The 18204-nt window shown below is 37.6% G+C and carries 19 protein-coding genes and 1 riboswitch; of the genes, 9 read left to right on the top strand and 10 right to left on the bottom strand.

Going from position 1 to position 18204, the window contains the following annotated elements; all coding sequences use genetic code 11:
- Positions 1-6: 6 nt before the first annotated feature.
- Positions 7-223, bottom strand: a riboswitch (cobalamin riboswitch).
- A 258-nt stretch (positions 224-481) separates the two neighbouring features.
- The 6 genes from CWD90_RS08090 to CWD90_RS08065 all read left to right on the top strand — a co-directional run bounded on the left by CWD90_RS08090 (position 482) and on the right by CWD90_RS08065 (position 5894).
- Complete coding sequence (locus tag CWD90_RS08090; RefSeq protein WP_103475435.1) at positions 482-1627, top strand: ABC transporter substrate-binding protein; 1146 nt, start codon at positions 482-484, stop codon at positions 1625-1627.
- A complete protein-coding gene (locus CWD90_RS08085; protein WP_262494947.1) occupies positions 1628-2659 on the top strand; it encodes a FecCD family ABC transporter permease in 1032 nt (343 codons plus the stop codon).
- Between the two features lie 95 nt (positions 2660-2754).
- A complete protein-coding gene (locus CWD90_RS08080; protein ID WP_103475433.1) occupies positions 2755-3549 on the top strand; it encodes an ABC transporter ATP-binding protein in 795 nt (264 codons plus the stop codon).
- A gap of 63 nt (positions 3550-3612) precedes the next feature.
- Positions 3613-4959: a DNA recombination protein RmuC gene (locus CWD90_RS08075; RefSeq protein ID WP_103475432.1), complete on the top strand. Its 1347-nt coding sequence runs from the start codon at positions 3613-3615 to the stop codon at positions 4957-4959.
- Between the two features lie 18 nt (positions 4960-4977).
- Entirely contained in the window at positions 4978-5334 is a 357-nt protein-coding gene (locus CWD90_RS08070; protein ID WP_103475431.1) for a 6-phosphogluconate dehydrogenase, read from the top strand.
- 5 nt (positions 5335-5339) lie between these two features.
- Entirely contained in the window at positions 5340-5894 is a 555-nt protein-coding gene (locus tag CWD90_RS08065; RefSeq protein WP_103475430.1) for an acyl-CoA thioesterase, read from the top strand.
- Here the strand turns inward: CWD90_RS08065 and pgl are convergent.
- Complete coding sequence (gene pgl / locus CWD90_RS08060) at positions 5887-6597, bottom strand: 6-phosphogluconolactonase (RefSeq protein WP_103475429.1); 711 nt, start codon at positions 6595-6597, stop codon at positions 5887-5889. The genes CWD90_RS08065 and pgl overlap by 8 nt on opposite strands.
- A gap of 23 nt (positions 6598-6620) precedes the next feature.
- Positions 6621-8153 (bottom strand): glucose-6-phosphate dehydrogenase, encoded by a 1533-nt coding sequence (gene zwf, locus CWD90_RS08055; protein ID WP_103475428.1) that lies wholly within the window; start codon positions 8151-8153, stop codon positions 6621-6623.
- A gap of 188 nt (positions 8154-8341) precedes the next feature.
- Here zwf and gndA point away from each other — a divergent pair, with 188 nt between their 5' ends.
- Positions 8342-9751 (top strand): NADP-dependent phosphogluconate dehydrogenase, encoded by a 1410-nt coding sequence (gene gndA, locus CWD90_RS08050; protein WP_103475427.1) that lies wholly within the window; start codon positions 8342-8344, stop codon positions 9749-9751.
- Between the two features lie 81 nt (positions 9752-9832).
- Entirely contained in the window at positions 9833-10114 is a 282-nt protein-coding gene (locus tag CWD90_RS08045) for a hypothetical protein (RefSeq protein WP_103475426.1), read from the top strand.
- Positions 10115-10715: 601 nt separating this feature from the next.
- Here the strand turns inward: CWD90_RS08045 and CWD90_RS08040 are convergent.
- The 3 genes from CWD90_RS08040 to CWD90_RS08030 form a co-directional block, all read right to left on the bottom strand.
- Positions 10716-11993 (bottom strand): tetratricopeptide repeat protein, encoded by a 1278-nt coding sequence (locus CWD90_RS08040; RefSeq protein ID WP_103475425.1) that lies wholly within the window; start codon positions 11991-11993, stop codon positions 10716-10718.
- 92 nt (positions 11994-12085) lie between these two features.
- Entirely contained in the window at positions 12086-12853 is a 768-nt protein-coding gene (locus tag CWD90_RS08035; protein WP_103475424.1) for a DUF4331 family protein, read from the bottom strand.
- Between the two features lie 25 nt (positions 12854-12878).
- Positions 12879-13559 carry a DUF4331 family protein gene (locus CWD90_RS08030; protein ID WP_103475423.1) on the bottom strand — a complete coding sequence of 227 codons (681 nt, stop codon included), beginning with the start codon at positions 13557-13559 and terminating at the stop codon, positions 12879-12881.
- Positions 13560-13735: 176 nt separating this feature from the next.
- Between CWD90_RS08030 and CWD90_RS08025 the strand changes: the two genes are divergently transcribed.
- Positions 13736-14923: an LETM1-related biofilm-associated protein gene (locus CWD90_RS08025; RefSeq protein ID WP_103475422.1), complete on the top strand. Its 1188-nt coding sequence runs from the start codon at positions 13736-13738 to the stop codon at positions 14921-14923.
- Between the two features lie 92 nt (positions 14924-15015).
- Here the strand turns inward: CWD90_RS08025 and CWD90_RS08020 are convergent, their stop codons facing one another.
- The 5 genes from CWD90_RS08020 to CWD90_RS08000 form a co-directional block, all read right to left on the bottom strand.
- Entirely contained in the window at positions 15016-15771 is a 756-nt protein-coding gene (locus CWD90_RS08020; RefSeq protein ID WP_103475421.1) for a LytR/AlgR family response regulator transcription factor, read from the bottom strand.
- Positions 15772-15819: 48 nt separating this feature from the next.
- On the bottom strand, positions 15820-16137 hold the full coding sequence (locus tag CWD90_RS08015; RefSeq protein ID WP_157941178.1) for a 2TM domain-containing protein: 318 nt from the start codon (positions 16135-16137) through the stop codon (positions 15820-15822).
- Between the two features lie 5 nt (positions 16138-16142).
- The gene (locus CWD90_RS08010; RefSeq protein WP_103475419.1) at positions 16143-16481 is read right to left on the bottom strand and encodes a 2TM domain-containing protein; all 339 of its coding nucleotides are present in this window, start codon (positions 16479-16481) and stop codon (positions 16143-16145) included.
- The gene (locus tag CWD90_RS08005) at positions 16472-16774 is read right to left on the bottom strand and encodes a 2TM domain-containing protein (protein ID WP_103475418.1); all 303 of its coding nucleotides are present in this window, start codon (positions 16772-16774) and stop codon (positions 16472-16474) included. Before CWD90_RS08005 ends, CWD90_RS08010 begins: the two co-directional genes overlap by 10 nt.
- An 89-nt stretch (positions 16775-16863) precedes the next feature.
- Positions 16864-18201, bottom strand: coding sequence for a 2TM domain-containing protein (locus CWD90_RS08000; protein WP_103475417.1), 1338 nt, complete (start codon positions 18199-18201; stop codon positions 16864-16866).
- Between the last annotated feature and the right edge of the window lie 3 nt (positions 18202-18204).

Raw genomic sequence — 18204 nt, 5'->3', positions numbered from 1 at the left:
CTATTCTATTTAGTGATGAATATGGCAGGTCTCCTGACTTGCGTACTATCATTTACCTTCCCACCCTCAAATGTAGGGCAGTGGTATTAGAAGAAATGATAGCCATCCATTATACATGGATTAAGCTCACAGTTGCGGGAACAGTTTCGGAATCTCACCGAATTCCCTTTTAATCCTATCCTCCTAAACTAAGAGAATAAAAACCAAAATTCGCTGCGAAACTAATACTTTTTTTCCGAAGTATCACCGTCCTTTTTTTTATTTAGTTTATAGGCCACCCAAATAAGATCAACAAAAAAATGTAAGACAATAACAGCCGCAATGAAGTAAATTAAGGTATTGGCATCTCCTCTCATGAATTAAGATTTCTTCAAAATTAAATACTTTCTGTGTTATAAATTATGACCCTTGTTAGGCTTCTAGAAATTTTGATTCAAGAAATTAATACTACTTTTGGATTCTTAAATAAACCCTTAAGCTCTTGAACAAAACATTCCTTTTTTTACTCCTTCTTTCTATTTGGTCTTGCAAACAGCCTAAAAAAACCACTATTTCTACTTCGGCCTTTTCGCAATCGACCACCATAAAACATGCCCAAGGTTTTACGATCGAAAACAGCTCCGGAGACATCACAATAATAAAAGTATCATCTCCTTGGCCAGGATCGGAAACTAGCTTTACCTACGCTTTGGTTCCCAAAGAAAAATTAGCAAGTATTACCCTGGACAGGGATGCATATAACGCCATAATAGGGGTGCCAGTAGAGAGAATAGTTGTTACCTCCACTACCCATATACCCGCTCTGGAGGCTTTGGGAGAGGCCGAAAAATTGATTGGATTTCCAGATACGGAATACGTTTCATCTCCCCTTACCAGAAAAAGGATCAATGAAGGGTTGGTGAAAGATTTAGGTAATAACGAAGCTATAAATTCAGAAATGGTCATCGCCATAAATCCTGAAGTAGTTGTAGGATTTAGCATTAACAATAATAATAAAGCCTACGAGACCATTCAACGATCCAATATTCCAGTTGTTTATAATGGAGATTGGACGGAAGAGACTCCTTTGGGCAAAGCCGAATGGATAAAGTTTTTTGCACCATTTTTTCAAAAAGAAAAAAAAGCAGACAGTATATTCCGCGCCATTGAAGACAGTTATAATAGTGCGAAGCTACTTGCGAAGAAAGCAAAAAATAGGCCAACTGTACTAAGCGGAGCCTTGTATAAAGATATTTGGTACTTGCCTGGAGGTAAGAGTTGGGCAACTAGATTTATAGAAGATGCCAATGCAGAATATCTCTGGAACACCAATACTACCAACGGAAGTCTTTCCCTTAGTCTAGAGAGTGTTATTGAACGCGCCAAGGATGCCGATTTTTGGGTCTCACCTTCACAATTTGGTAATTATTTGGAATTAAAAGAAGCCAACCGACATTATACCCAGTTTTCTGCTTTTAGAAATAACAAAGTATATACCTATGCCAATTCCAAAGGGGAAACGGGAGGGTTGCTCTATTTTGAACTGGCCCCCAACAGACCAGATTTGGTCCTAAAAGACCTTATCCATATCTTTCACCCAGAACTGTTACTAGATTATACACCCACCTTCTTTAAACCCTTGGATTAAGTGCAGCAATTAACAACATATAGGGCTTATTTTATTTTCCTGCTGCTGGTGTTGATTGTTTGCTTTATGGTAAATATCAGCTTAGGCTCGGTCTCTATTCCATTACAGGAAACCATAAATGCCATAATCGGTAATACTACCAAGGTAGATTCATGGAGCTATATAATTTGGAATTACAGAATCCCCAAGGCTTTTACTGCCATATTAGTGGGAAGTGGATTGGCATTGAGTGGCTTATTGATGCAGACCTTATTTCGAAACCCTTTAGCAGGCCCTTTTGTTCTCGGCATAAGTTCTGGTGCAAGCTTAGGGGCTGCCCTTTTAATTTTGGGATCTTCCCTTTTTTCTGGAATTTTTGCGTTCACCATGGTGAATGATATTTCCCTGGCGTTGGCAGCAAGTATCGGCAGTTTTTTAGTACTGTTGGCCGTTATGGTAGTTGCTTCCAAGGTAAAGGATACGATGGCCCTACTTATTATAGGTCTAATGTTCGGAAGCATAACCACTGCCGTGGTAAGTGTGCTATCTTACTTCTCTACGGCCGAAAAGTTACAGCAATTTGTCTATTGGTCTTTTGGTAGTATCGGCAATTTATCTTGGAACCAATTAATGCTGCTATTAACGATTATAGCAATTGGAGTCTTGATGAGTATCTTTTCAATAAAACCATTGAATGCCTTACTATTAGGGGAAAGCTATGCCAAAAGTTTGGGTGTAAACATGAAGCGATCTCGATATATCATTATAATCGCCACAGGGTTACTGGCCGGTGGTGTAACTGCTTTCGCAGGTCCTATTGCCTTTATAGGCTTGGCCGTACCCCATTTAACGCGGCAAATTTTTAACACCACTGACCATAAAATTTTGTTGCCTGCAGTATTGATTTATGGTGCCATTTTAATGTTAATCTGTGACACTATTGCCCAAATGCCCAATTCTGCCAATGTTTTGCCCATCAACGCCATTACCTCGATTATTGGGGCACCCGTTGTAATTTGGCTTCTGATACGGAAAAGAAAAATGATTTTCTAATTTAAAAAAAACAAACAGCAACAGTCGATTACATGTTAAAATAACCAACAAAACCTCTAAAACCAATAACTTAGTAACCACTAAATAGAACTAAAATAAAGAATAACACACCTCATATCGCCCTAAAAATAGAAAACCTAAGCATAGGTTATACTTCTAAAAAACAACAAACCTGTATTACCAAGGATCTTGATTTTTCCTTGTGTAAAGGGGAAGTTGCCGCTATTGTTGGCGTTAATGGTATTGGAAAGTCCACCCTATTACGTACTCTGGGCAATGTACAGCCCAGGCTCTCTGGAAGCATTACCCTGAACAATGTTCCCTTGGAACAACTTTCCGTCCAGGAGCTCGCATTGGAAATAAGTGTGGTGTTAACTGAACCTATTGCTTCCAAAAACTTAACGGTGTTGGAGCTTATCAGTTTGGGGCGGCAGCCCTACACCAATTGGATTGGCACCCTTACCGAGGAAGATAAGGAAAAGATCTCTTTAGCTGTGGACATGCTTCAGATTTCGGAATTAAAGTTTAAAAAATGCTATGAGCTAAGCGATGGCCAATTACAGCGTGTTATGATCGCCAGGGCCTTGGCACAGGACACCCAACTAATTTTACTGGACGAACCAACTACTCATTTGGATCTATACCATAAGGTACAGATTTTGAAATTACTGAAATCCATTGCCCATAAAACCAACAAGACAATTCTTTTTACTACCCACGAGATTGAAATTGCCATTCAGTTGTGCGACAAAATGCTCATCTTGGAAAGCAACCAAAGTACGTTTGGGTCACCATGTGAATTGATACAAAAGAAAAGTTTTGAAAATCTATTCCCTTTGGACACCATTACTTTCGATTCCCAAACCGGTTCTTTTAGAGTTAATAAGTAATAAAAGTTGACCCCACTTTTTTTTAACACAATCCACTATCTTTACTGCAAAGAACCTTAAAAAATGAATGAATTGCTCTTATATGTAGTCCTAGTCCTAATTGGTTTGGCTATTGGCTATTTCTTAGGGAATTACATCCAAAATCTAAAAACAAAATCCACTCACAGTGCTCTATTGGAGCGGGAACAACAATTGAGAGCAAACCTCAACACCTTAGAACAGCGACTTATTGCTGTCGAGGAACATAGAGTATTGTTACAATCCGATAAGGAACTACTTGGCAATAAGATAGTCCGTTACCAAGCAGAAATGGAAAATTTGGATCTAAAAAATCGCGAACAGAAAGGGGAAGTAGAAAAATTACAGGAAAAGTTCACCAAGGAGTTCGAGAATCTGGCCAATAAAATTTTGGATGAAAAAAGCACAAAATTCACAGAACAGAACAGGGAAAACATAAAAAACATATTGACCCCCTTACAAGAGAAAATAATTCTTTTTGAAAAAAAGGTAGAGGACAGTCAGAAAGAAAGTGTGGGCATGCATTCTGCCCTCAAGGAACAATTGGCCAATTTACAGACGCAAAATCTAAAAATAACGCAAGAAGCCGAAAACCTGACCAAGGCTCTAAAAGGCGATAGTAAAATGCAAGGAAACTGGGGGGAACTGGTCTTGGAACGTGTCCTTGAAAAGTCGGGCTTGGAAAAAGACCGGGAATATACCGTACAACAAAGTTTTACCCGAGAAGATGGCAGTCGTGTGCTGCCCGATGTTATTATAAACCTACCGGATGGCAAAAAGATGATTGTGGATTCCAAGGTTTCCCTTACGGATTATGAACGTTATGTGAATGCCGAAGATGAGTTAAAGGATAAATTCCTTAAAGACCATATCAATTCTTTAAGAAGGCATGTAGACCAACTTTCGGCAAAAAAATATGAAGATCTTTATGAGATGGAAAGTCCGGATTTTGTACTCATGTTCGTACCAATAGAGCCTGCGTTTGCCATAGCAATAAACAACGACAACTCCCTTTATAACAAGGCCTTTGAACAGAACATAATAATAGTAACCCCTTCCACCCTATTAGCTACCCTACGCACCATAGACAGTATGTGGAACAATGAAAAACAACAACGAAATGCCATTGAAATTGCAAGGCAGGCAGGTGCATTATACGATAAGTTTGAGGGTTTTGTTGTAGATTTAATGAAGGTCGGCAAAAAGATGGACGAAGCCAAGACGGAATATAAGGGCGCCATGAACAAATTGGTTGATGGAAGAGGAAACATAATTAACAGTATCGAAAAATTAAAGAAGATGGGGGCCAAAGCAAAGAAGTCCATTCCCGAATCTTTACTTCAAAGAGCGATAGACGACGATGATTCAGAAGAACCCTTATCATTATTATAGATTACTTAAACAAACAGCATGAAAAAAATACTTGGAATAATCCTACTTGCCGTAGTCCTAATTATGACTGCCTATTTTTCATTTGTATATTTTGTTCCCTATAGCGAAGGCATCCGCTCAGGGGAACTCATAAAAATAAGCCATAAAGGAGTACTTATAAAAACATGGGAGGGTGAGATAAGTCAAGGAATATCAGGGGCACAGATATTTTCCTTTTCTGTAATAAAGGACGATGTAATTGCCAAATTGAAGGAACACCAGGGGGATTATGTCAAAGTGACCTATATAGAACGTTACCGTACCTTCTTTTGGTTAGGTGATTCCAAATATTTTATCACTGCAGTTGAAAAAGAGAAATCTCCCCACTTAAATTAGAAACGATGGACAAATTTAAAACAGCCAAACAATCCAGGTTATCCATAACCGAATTAATGTTACCCTCCCATTCCAATTTTGGTGGCAAGGTACATGGGGGACACATATTGAATTTAATGGATCAGATAGCATTTGCTTGCGCCTCAAAACATTCCAGAAAATATTGTGTTACGGCCTCCGTAAACAAGGTGGATTTTTTAAACCCTATTGAAGTCGGGGAATTGATCACCTTAAAGGCCTCGGTAAATTATACAGGGCGAACCTCTATGGTCATTGGTGTCCGTGTTGAATCCGAAAATATAACCACAGGAAAGAAGAAACATTGCAATTCCTCTTACTTCACTATGGTAGCCAAGGATGCTGAAGGAAATAGTACTCCTGTACCCGGATTGATTATTGAAGATGAGCAAGGTGTACGCAGATTTAGCCGAAGCATTCAACGAAAAAAACAAGCTATGTCCCGCAGCAGTCTATTTGAATCGTCCCAATTTAAAATAAATGACCATTTGAAGGATTTGGACAGCGAAAATGTCCAAATCAATCTAGATTCCCTTAGTTAATTTGGGCTGCAGCCTCCTCGTCCAAAAACCAAATTAAATCCTCTGAAGTAGGCACTACCAAGGACGCTGGATAACTATCGTGGCCTGCTTCTTTTGTGATAATAGTCCTTACTTTTTCGGCTTTACTACTCCCCGTTACCAAAAACGCTACCGTCTTTGCGTTATTGATCAGCTTTCCGGTTATGGTAATTCTTCTTTGTCCTGAATCAGGATGAACAGCCACTTCACACGTATTCTTAGAACCCCATAGATCAATTTCATGCGGAAATATGGATGCGGTATGTCCGTCATCACCTAAACCTAGGATAACCAGATCAAATTGAGGGATGTTGTTCGCAATAGGCAATTCCTCTTCCAATACCTTTCCGTATCTACCCGCCTCCAATTCTGGTACGTCTTCCCCATGAACACGGTGAATATTATCTTTTGGTATATTGATCTTGGACAATAGGTGTTCTACCGTCATTTTGTAATTACTTTCATTATCGGTAGGAGGAACACAACGCTCATCTCCCCAATACAAATGAACCGTAGACCAATCCACGTCTTTATAGTGCTCCGCCATATAATCAAAAACCACCTTGGGCGTACTACCTCCAGACAAGGCAATATGAGTTGTTTTATTACTTTTTATCTGTTCTTCCAAATAATTGGAAAAGCTTTGGGCAACCTCCAATTTGGTGGGGGATATATTTATTTGCATCTATTATTATTTAATATTAATTATTAGCGAATAACACAGAAACCGGGGTCATCGGCCAAGTTTTCACCGGGATTTCTCCATTTCAATTCGCCTTCCAGTAAGTCATCGGAATTGGTTGGCCCCCAAACCCCTGAAGAATAACCATAAATATTTACATCAGTGCCATTCTTCCAATAATCCAAAATAGGATCAACAAATTCCCATGCTGCTTCCACTTCATCTGCCCTTGCATAAAGCGTGGCATCACCTTGCATTGCATCTAACAATAATCGTTCGTAAGCATCCATCACATTGCTATCTGCCAAATTGGAATAATAAAAATCCAGATTGGCGCGCTCCACGGTAAAGCCCTGTCCAGGAACTTTTACCCCAAATTTTATCAGTATTCCTTCATCTGGCTGAATCCTGATAATCAACTGATTGTCCTTATTGTTCATGTCAGAATTTTTAAACACCTGATGATGTGGCGATTTAAAATGAATAACGACTTCGGTTACTTTAGTAGGCATTCTTTTAGCGGTACGTACATAGAAAGGCACATCCTTCCATCTCCAATTGTCTACGAAGAACTTGATGGCTGCATAAGTTTCGGTTTTTGAATTGGGATCTACACCATCCTCCTCTCGGTATCCCTTAACTTTTTTACCATCTATAACAGACGAAAGGTATTGCCCCCTTACGGTATTGGTGTATAAGGTTTTCTCATCGCGCATAATTCGCAATGACTTTAGGGCCTTGACTTTTTCGTTCCTAATTTCCTGAGCGCTTGCATCAATAGGTGGTTCCATCACAATTAATGATACAATCTGCAATAAATGGTTTTGAAACATATCTCGCAGAGCACCTGATTTGTCATAATAGCCTCCCCTTTTTTCCACACCAACGCTTTCGGCATTGGTGATTTCTATATGGTGTATGTAATTCCTATTCCAAAGCGGCTCAAAAATACTATTGGAAAAACGCGTGACCAGTAAATTCTGAACAGTTTCCTTACCAAGGTAATGATCAATTCTATATATCTGGGATTCATTAAAGTAGGTCTGCAACCCTATATTAAGTTTTTTGGCCGTTTCCAAGCTATAACCAAACGGTTTCTCTACAATGATTCTCTTCCAGCCGTTGGTCTCGTTATTTAGACTTTGTTGGGAAAGATTTTTTGCAATTACCTCGTAGAGGCTGGGTGGGGTAGAAAGATAAAAGATATAGTTCTCACCAGTACTGAATTTATTGTTTAGATCGGATATTCTGGTGGCCAGCTTGCTGTATTCCTTATTGTAATCCTCACCTAAGTCCTCATAAAAAAACTTGTCGGCCAAGGTATTTATAAAATCCAAGGAGGCGTCCTTTAGCTTTTCCTTAAGGTAGGTGCTTTCCAAAACCACCTTTCGCCTAAACTCCCCATCGGTCAAGTTACTTCTACTTACCCCCAATACCACGAAATTCTCAGGAAGCTGATTTGCTTTGTATAAATTAAATAAAGCCGGTACCAGCTTTCTAGCAGTTAAATCTCCTGATGCCCCGAAAATAACAAGCATTTGATTTGCTGTTTTGTTCATATTATATTTATTGGAAGTTTTGTTCAATTTGTTGGGAATTTAAAACTTTGGTTCCAAAAACCGTTTAATTGATTATTTTTGATTTTTAATTATCGTGCGAAGATAAAACTAATTTAGCTTATTCATTTATAAACAAGGACACTTAACAAAAGCCCCTTTATTTTGTTAAATTACTTTAAGAAAAAAACATGGAAAACACATACGATTTTGGATTGATTGGCCTAGGTGTAATGGGACGTAATTTTATATTGAACGTTGCGGACAACAACTTTTCGGCCATGGGATACGATCTTGATGATGAAAAAGTAAATGCATTAATTGAAGAAGGACAAGACACCAAAAGGGTAAATGCCTCTACAGATATCCAATATTTTGTTAAGTCCCTGGCACAACCCAGAAAAATTATGCTTTTGGTACCGGCTGGTAAAATCGTGGATTCCGTAATCGAGAGTCTATTACCACATTTGGACAAAAACGACCTTATTATAGATGGAGGAAATTCTTTTTTCACCGATACCGATCGTAGAGAAACGTACCTACAGTCTAAAGGAATACACTTTTTTGGTTCCGGTGTTTCCGGAGGGGCAAAAGGTGCTAGACGTGGCCCTAGTATAATGCCGGGAGGTAACAAGGAAGCCTATAAAGAAGTACAACCTATTTTCGAAGCGGTTTCCGCAAAATTTAAAGGAGAGCCCTGTGTAGCCTATTTAGGACCAAAATCTGCCGGTAACTATGTAAAAATGGTACACAACGGCATTGAGTATGGCCTAATGCAACTTACCTCAGAAATATATGATCTTCTAAAAAAGGCAGGAAAATACAATAATGACGAACTGCATGCCACATTCGATTCTTGGAACAAGGGTCGCCTACAGTCGTTTTTAATAGAAATATCCGCGGAGATTTTTAAACAGGAAGATGACAAAGGTGATGGCAGATTGGTCGACAAAATACTGGACAAGGCCAAACAAAAGGGAACTGGAAAATGGACTTCTCAAAACGCAATGGATTTGGGCATTCCTATACCCAGTATAGATATAGCAGTGAGTATGAGGGAAATTTCTGCCTTGAAGGAAGAACGGGTACTAGCGGATAAGCTGTACAATAGGCCAGAACCAGCAATAATGGACAAAAAGGAAATAGCGAAATGGGCAGAAGAAGCGCTTTACTTTGCTTTTATCACCACCTATGCCCAAGGGCTTCATCAATTAGCTGATGCTTCCAACGAATACGGTTATGATCTAGATCTTTCTGTAATAGCAAAAATTTGGAGGGCAGGATGTATTATCCGTGCTGGATTGTTGGAGGATATCTCCACGGCTTTTACCAATGACAAACAATTACCCAACCTCTTGTTGTCCCCACAATTTGTGCCCAAAGTACAATCAACAGTAGCAGCGGCAAGAAATCTAGTGGCTTATGGTGCCAAAAATGGTATTCCCTTACCCGGTCTTTCCAATTCCTTGACCTATTTTGATGCCTATACTTCTGCAAGATTGCCTCTAAACCTTATTCAGGCGCAGCGTGATCACTTTGGATCGCACACCTATGAGCGTACCGATATGGAAGGCATATTCCATACCGAATGGGAGAAATAATTCCTAGTTTTATTTAAGTGTTGCACATAAGTTTTTTTTGGCTATTTTTAATATAAGTTAAGAGTAGCCAAAAAAAATAAGATGAGTGGAAGCATTCAGGATATGAACAATAGAGTGAATCAGAATCGCTCTTTAAAACCATCCAATCGGGCCCGGTTTAAGGAAAACAATCGGGATAATATTTATTCGGATTCCGAGCCTTCCCCAACAAAACTTACCTTTAAGAAAGTATCCGAAATTGAATTAAGGAAAATAAAGGACAAGATTAATAGTACGGCCTTAAAAGATAGAAAAAAGGAAATGTTTATTTTTATTGTAATTGTATTGACGCTCACGGCAACACTATTAATACTCTTCAAATAAACATTTATAGCCTTAAGACAAGTGTCCAATCCTTAAATACCGTTGCACTTCTTCTAAATCTTTAATTTAGAGTGTTCTAAATTCTAATATTCCCTACTGTTATCTTTTATTTCTCAACAAGATTCAATAAAAAAAACCTTGAAAATGGGATTTTGATGATGATAAACATCCCTAATAAAAAATGGGGGAACTCCGAACTCTTTATTGTCCTTGCCTTAATTTGAAATTATACTTTTTTAGATCCTTACTTATTTCTATAGTTATAAGATGTGCCTTTATAATCTTGACATAAGAAAATACCATGATAAACACCCACGCTGTAAAAAGATAATACTCCATATTTCTAAAGATTTATGTTAATAATTAAACCATTAAATAACAATGCCTAATGTTTTTATTTTAAAATACTTACGGAATAATCTTAGTCAAGGTTTTACCGTTAAGCCACTTATTTTGGTTCTACATCGTAATTCCGATAAAAAAAGAACACCATCACATTAAATGCCATGGTGTTCCCACCTAAAAAACTACTAAACACACATTAGCACTATTTAAACCTTGCCATAAATAAAGTGTTGTGCTCAACCAATTACAACCTGCCTTAAAGGTTTATGATTTTGCTTTCCATGGCAGGCCCTAGTTCATAAATTGCACCCATTAATTCATTCTTTAATTCCTTCACCTTTAAATATTCTCCTGAAGCCTTATAAATCTCAGCAGTGCGATAAAGTATTCCGGGTTCAAAGGTTTTACCTTCAATATGTTGTTTAACAATTTCCAATGCCTTATCCTTTTCCCCAAGTTTATAATAACTGTAAGCCAAAAGATCATAAGATCCTGGCGTTGGCCTATTATTCACCTCCATTTTCGCTATCTTTAAAGCCCTATTGTATTGCTCTGTCTGCTCCAAATACATACCAACATTGTATACATTGTACATGGCTCCATAATCAGGGTTCTCCACGGCTATGGCGTAACTATCCAAATTGTTTGCCATCTCTGTCCTTTTGCCCATATACTCCGCTATCTCAGCCTTCAAGAGGTAATAATCTGGTGACAGGAAGTTTTTGGTAACCGAATCTAATATCCGCAAGGCTTCATTTGGTTTTTTTTCAAATGAAAATACTATCCAAGCAATTCCTTTTTTGGCAAAGGCATTTTGAGGATCTAATCTCAAAGATTTTAAAAAATGCTCATAAGATTCCTGAATTCTTCCTGCATGACCATAATAATCCGCCAAATTGGTATAGGACCACAACATTAATGCGGAGTTCTTTGAGGATTCCGCCTTTGCCGTTGCCTTTTCCATAAAGCGGATGGCCGTGTCCAAATCTCCTTTATGATCGCTCCATTTTGCCAACCTAATCAAATAATCAAAATCGGACATATTCTTAATACTATCCAGATAATGCTGTGCCTTATCGTAATTACCTAGTTCCATATGAACATCAAAAAGTAATTTCCGAGACTCTTCAACCCCGCTGCCCATGGCCCTGGAGGAATTAGCTAATTCCAGAGCTTCTTTAAACCTATGCTGGGAAATATAGTTACGGGCCAAGGCCCTATAATATCCTGACTTACCTATAGCTGCAATTTCAACAGCCTTATCAAGGGCCTTTTCGGCCATTTTAAGTTGTTTTATATCACCCGTTTCCTGAAAATACCTACTATACTCCCCTGCAACTATACCAAAACTCATTAGCTGCATGCTATCTGTCTGAATCTTGGAATTCCAAAGTTCAAAATATTTTGACGTTTTCTTGGATTCCACGGAACCTAAAAAAACATTGTAGTCTTCGGCATCAGTGATGTTCTCGGGCGACACCTGTGTACAGGAAACCACTACAAGTAAGGCTATCATTAAAAGTGAATATTTCATTGTTGAAGGTTTTATTGTTTTTAAGTGATACTTTTAAAATAAGGGAGAACTATTACCATTCTCCCCTACCCTCCTTATTCATAGATAAATACCTACTCAGGATTTCCCACGTATGGAAAACTTGCAGAGACCGTTGATGTTAAGGCTACTCCGTCCGAAGTTAATCTTGGTGTATCAGGGTTTCCGTCCATATCTTTATCAGAACCGTCAAAACGGTCCCCTTCAGCTCCTCCAAATAATAGAATCAAGGATACATCTATTACATCATCGGTCAACGTTCTACCTGTAAGCGCTACCTCATCCCCGTCTGGAACCAAAATTCTTCCGTCATTATCGAAATCCGTACCTGGATTAAAATATGTAGTGGGTAAGCTCGGGGAAATTTCCAATACATCAGATGCTAAATAACCTGTCAAAGTTGCTGCATCCAATCCCAAAATATTATTTTCATAATTCAAGTCAGCTGGATCAATACCCAACAAACCGGCGTACACGTCATAGTATTGTTCCAATCTCGCTTCGTATCCAGCCTGGAAAGTTGCTCCCATTTCAGAAGGAATAGTTCTGTTTTGTGCATCCTTAACACTAGGCTGACCATCCATATCATATCCTAAAACTGTATTTATCCCCGGTCTGCCCATATGATCCACTTGTGTAAAGCTTCCAGAAAAATCGACGGCCATCATACATGGTTCGCAAGAACCACCGCAATCAACACCAGTTTCGGTACCATTCATAATTCCATCCTCACACGTAGCCATTGCAATCGGCTCCATCATGTCATCGTCGTTATTACAAGCGGTGATTAAAGCCAAACCTAAGATTGGCAACAGCGCATATTTGATTGTATCTAGTTTCATAATTATATCTTTAAATAGTTAAATATTATTGTTTTTTGTTTGTAGTAACCCAAGTCTTGTAAACCGTTAATCCCAATGCATTCTGACCTGTAGGGGTGCCCAACAAGGAGTTTGGGACCTCTACCACGATAGACATGGTGTTTTTCCCTTCAAAGGTATCTACGGCCTCCTCAGCTGTTTTAAACCCTCCTGGAGCCATACCTCCGATTACGGCATTGAATTGGAAAAAATCAAAGAAAAACGAATCTTGTCTAGGTCCTGCAAATAGTGTAACACCATTGGCCGTGGTAGACTTTATAGCCGTGGTTCCAGATATTTCAACACTTCCCAAGGGAGAGTCGACCAAAACCTCACTATCCAATCCCGTTTTTAACGGAGCTACCGGTCCAAAGAAATACATCCTACCATCTCTTGGTATAGCCTGAATAACCAAATCCTCTACCAAATCCCCATCGGTATCAATATTGATTTCCGTTAAAACCGTCTCGTCAAAGCTTCCATAGGCCAAGTCTGGCAGTACATTGGTTTGAATATCCACCACAAAAACGGTGTTGTCAGATCCTTCAGAGGGTTCAAATCCGTAAAAATCAGCGATATCCGCTGTAGTTCCCATAGAGGAGGGAGCGTCAATGTGATCCGCTGCGACCAAAATAACTCCTGCAACCGCAAGGAATCCAAGCCCAAATAATAATTTTGTCTTTTTCATAATTTAGATATTTTTAGATTAAAATCACCCTTACCTACGCAACTTGAATTGGCAGGGTTTGGTTTTAAATGTTAATATTATGTTAATGGTTGGATTTGGTTTTTGGCCAAAAAACATTCACAATAAGAATGAAGTCACATATTTTAACTTAATTTTACCCACTAAAATTTAGAACTATGAATCCTTCGGCCTCTGGTTGGATAGATAAGTTTGGGTATCTGGTAAAGGACAACAATGACTATTTTAGCTCCTTTGAAGAATTATATGCCCTACTAAAAAGCACTGGATTTGTCTATGGGATCAATTTAGATATACCCCCATTTATTTTAAAAGAGGTTCCCTTGTCCGAGGACGAGAAGGCCAAAATCAATTTAATAACTGCACTTTATTTCACCTATAAACTCAAAAACAGGGAACCTAATTTTGAAGATTTCTTAGGTTATATCTTTAAATTTTATAAAGATTTAGGGATTAACAGGATTTCCATTTTGAACAAATTTCTAACAGGAAAGAAAACATCTTCCAAACTTGAAAACCTTTTAAATTCAAGAATATATTTAGAGGATAATGTTATTAGCAAGACCTTCAATAATATTATCACTAATTCGCTGCTATTTATAGATGTGCTAAGTTTTAAAAGATATCTTGAAGGTGAAACTTTAATAAAAGAGTATGCGCAACGCTTGGAGCATATCACTATAAATATCACTTATCACACCTTAAATTCGAAAGAGAAAAATAGAAATGACGAGAAGTTAGCACAACTTTTTGCATCCTCACTGACCTTTATTCAAAGTGAGAAACAAAATTTTGACGGTTCCTATAGGAATGAATTGGTCAACAAATATTCTACCTCGGAAAACAGGTATTTTCTTGATGTAGCCTGCTTAACAGTCTGGGAAGATCAGTCATTGGATTATACCGAATCAGAGTTCATTTTTGGCATAGGAAGAGACCTAGGTTTTGCTCCAGATATAATTGTAAAATCACTGCAAGATGTTACCGAATTTTTCAACTTAAATGCGGACAAAATACCACATTTAAAGGACCATAATTTGGCCGTTCAATTTTATGATAGTATGTCTAAAATTGTAAAAAAATTGATTCTCAGAAACAGCAAAAGGTTGCAAAAAGAACTATCCGAAAGTAAGGAATTAGTCACCCTATTATCCAAATCTACCGTAAAGGATCTTAGCCCTGAAGAGAAGAAAAAAGTACAGAATCACCTCCTTGATATTTTCAAAAGCGTTCCCTCGTTAGCAATATTTATACTTCCGGGAGGGGCAGTTTTATTACCAATATTCATCAAATTAATCCCTAAATTACTACCTTCCTCCTTCGATGACAATAGAGTTGATGAATAACCCTTAAATTGTCTGAAATCACTACTATAAGAAAAACCTATGGTATGTTATTTTCACACGTAAGTATATAAAGTTCAATTAATTAATATAGGTTATTCTAACCAAAACTTAAAGTCCTTTACTCTTTCCCTACTAACTATAATTTCTTGCCCCTTAAACCGATTTAGTTTAATTTCAAGCCTAGAATTCGTGTAGGAAACAATATCTTTTATATGACTAATGTTGATATAAAATTTCCTACTTACCCGGAAAAATGATTTGGGGTGTAGTTCTGATTCCAAGTTTTCCAAAGTAAGATCCAGAAGATAATTTCTGCCATCAATAGTGGAAGCATAAGTGCCTTTGTTCTCACTGTAAAAGCATTCTATTTCATCAGCATTAATAATTTTTAAATGCTGCCCTACACTTACCGTAAACCTCTTTTTATATTCACGTTCCAGGGGGTTCACCAACAACTTCTTTATATCTTCAAAATCGAGCGACATTTTCTGTTTTACAGGTCGAAAGGAAAGGTACTTTTTTACGGCAATTTCCAACTCCTCATCATCGATTGGTTTTAACAAATAATCAATGCTATTCAACTTAAATGCTTGCAATGCATATTCATCATAAGCCGTCGTAAAAATCACCGAACTTTGTATATCAATAGCTTCAAAAATCTCAAACGAAAGTCCGTCAGAAAGCTGAATATCCAAAAAAATTAGTTCCGGATGTTTGTTTTCCCTAAACCAAACTATGGCTTCTTCAACGGAATAAAGCATGGTAGAGACCTCTACCTTCAAATTGGCCAATAAGCGACCCAATCTTCTTGCAGCTGGTTTTTCATCTTCAATTATAATTGCGTTCATCTGTGTGGACAAGTTACTTCTATGTTGCTTGGTTAATTTAGGCATTCCCTATTCTTCCATGTATTTTTGAATTTGTTTTTCCTTCCAATTTTTAAAAATAAAAGGTTTTAATTTGAACAAGTATATTCCAATGACCAATAATACAATTCCCCATAGAACCGGAATTAAAATAATATTCCATTCCATCCAATTTAGAAATCCTTGATCGCTAACTCCTCTATCTAGAAAAAAGTTTATAATTTTTCCTTTAAAGAAAAAAAGAAGAACGTTCATAACCAAATAAACTACAATATGGGCATAAAAGTTCTTTTGATTGTCCACCCGTTTTTTTGCTAGCATGTATTTTCCAAAATAGTGTTTATCCATTTCCATTATTTATATTTTTCAGATTCCCTTTTCTCTTTATCCATATACTTTTGAATCTGTCTTGCTTCCCATTCCTTGTTAAAAAACGGACTACAGGAAAAGACCTTTAAACCATGAAACACCAATCCAATACCCCAAAACAGCCATATAGCAAAAGTTCCAAAATCTCGGAAAGCCTCAAAAAAGGTCTCCCCCCGACCCATTTTTTCTGTAATTTCAACTATAGTAATTAGTAGATTAACCGCAAGATAAACGCTCAAATGAACATAAAACCCCTTTAATTCCTTAACCTGCTTTCTGGCTCGCTCCAATTTTTTATCCTTTTCCAAATCCATTATTTCCATTTATTTTGCGGCTCATCTTCCTTCATAAACTCTTTTATTTTTCGTTCCTCCCAATTCTTTCCGAAGAATGGGTTTAATCCAAAGACTTTCACTGCCTGAAAAACCAATCCAATTCCCCAACCGAAAGCCGCCCACAAGAACCAGGCATACTCCCATTTGTTGATATAGTAATTTAAGGCAGCTAGGAACAATATAAAAATAAGATAAGAAACTAGGTTCAAATAGAATTTCTTAATAGCTCCCACTCTCTCCTTGGCCCTATAATATTTACTTTCCTTATCCAAATTTTCCATGATCCATTTTTATTTCAAATTTCAAGACATAGCTTCACTACTTCAAAAAGAAACTTATGAACTGTTGAATAATAGGGATGGATTGTACCCTAAAAATTTTCATCATCCATATATTTTTGAATTTTTCTTTCCTCCCAGTTTTTCCCCAACAGTGGATTATAACCAAAAACCTCCATTCCGTGAACGACAACACCAAATCCCCAGCCTGCAGCGGGGAAAATCACCCATGGAAAACCGGTGGTATTATAATTAACGATAGCCAAAACCGGCAATACCACACAATAGGAAATAAGATTTCCGTAAAAACCTTTGACGGCCTCAACCTGTTCTTTTGCTTTTTGATACCGCTTATCCTCTAAGAATGTTTTATGTGTTTCCACAACACCTATTTTCTGGCTCAGCACAGGGAGTTTAACCGTAAAGTCTGACGCCGTTTTTTGAATCTGCACTTCCCTGTTGGATAAAATCTGATATCGTTCCTGTATATTTCGAAGTCCAACTCCACTACTTTTTTTAACTACTTGCTTTTCCTGCAAATTATTGGACACACACAGCATCCCTCCTTCTTCATACACACTTATACGCAAAGGCTTGGTGGAGGTAACAACGTTATGCTTTACAGCATTTTCCAACAACAACTGAAGGGACAACGGTACTATTTTTGTTTCGAGTCCACTGCCCTGCTCAGGGATATCAAAAACTATACTGTCCTCAAACCTCATTTTTAATAATCGTACATAAGTTTTTGCAAAAGCAAGCTCTTCATCCACAGTTACCAAGTCCTTATTCTTTTGTTCCAAAACATAGCGATATACCTTTGAAAGGGAAGTCGTAAATTTTTGTGCCTGTTCCGGGTCCTCTTCAATTAAACTGCTAAGCACATTTAAGCTATTAAAAAGAAAATGGGGGTCCAATTGATTTTTAAGCGCATCGAATTTGGCAGAGGCGGTACCTGCAATTATTTTCTGTTCCTTTACCTTGTTTTCCTGGCGATACTTAAAATACCATGCTAAATAAAATATAACAGAAATTAGAACAGCAAGTAAGAGTGAAAACTTATAATACTCCAATTTCTCAGCATTTAAAAAATCAGATAACGGCATTTTTTCGATTCCCACCACTAAAATTAGGCGTGACAAAAAAATCCCTGCCAAGGAGAGTAGAATATTTCCGAAAAAACCTAACAAAAGGCGTTTACTTCGGTAAAACTGATTTTTATATTTAATTATAAGGAACTGAATCCAATACGCATTGACCATATATAGAATTACAGCGAAAATTAAATTGCCATAGTATTCCTCCACAGCACGTTGATAGGTGAAGCCGCTATCAAATTTTCCCATAAAAAAATAAACGGCAAGAAATATTAAATATATCAAAGTCCCTAAAAACAATGCATTACCCAAATGTTTAATAAATCGTATCATTCA

Origin of the sequence: Arenibacter catalasegens (assembly GCF_002909235.1) — a bacterium.
GTDB lineage: Bacteria > Bacteroidota > Bacteroidia > Flavobacteriales > Flavobacteriaceae > Arenibacter > Arenibacter catalasegens.
This window is presented reverse-complemented; position numbering and strand designations above follow the sequence as displayed.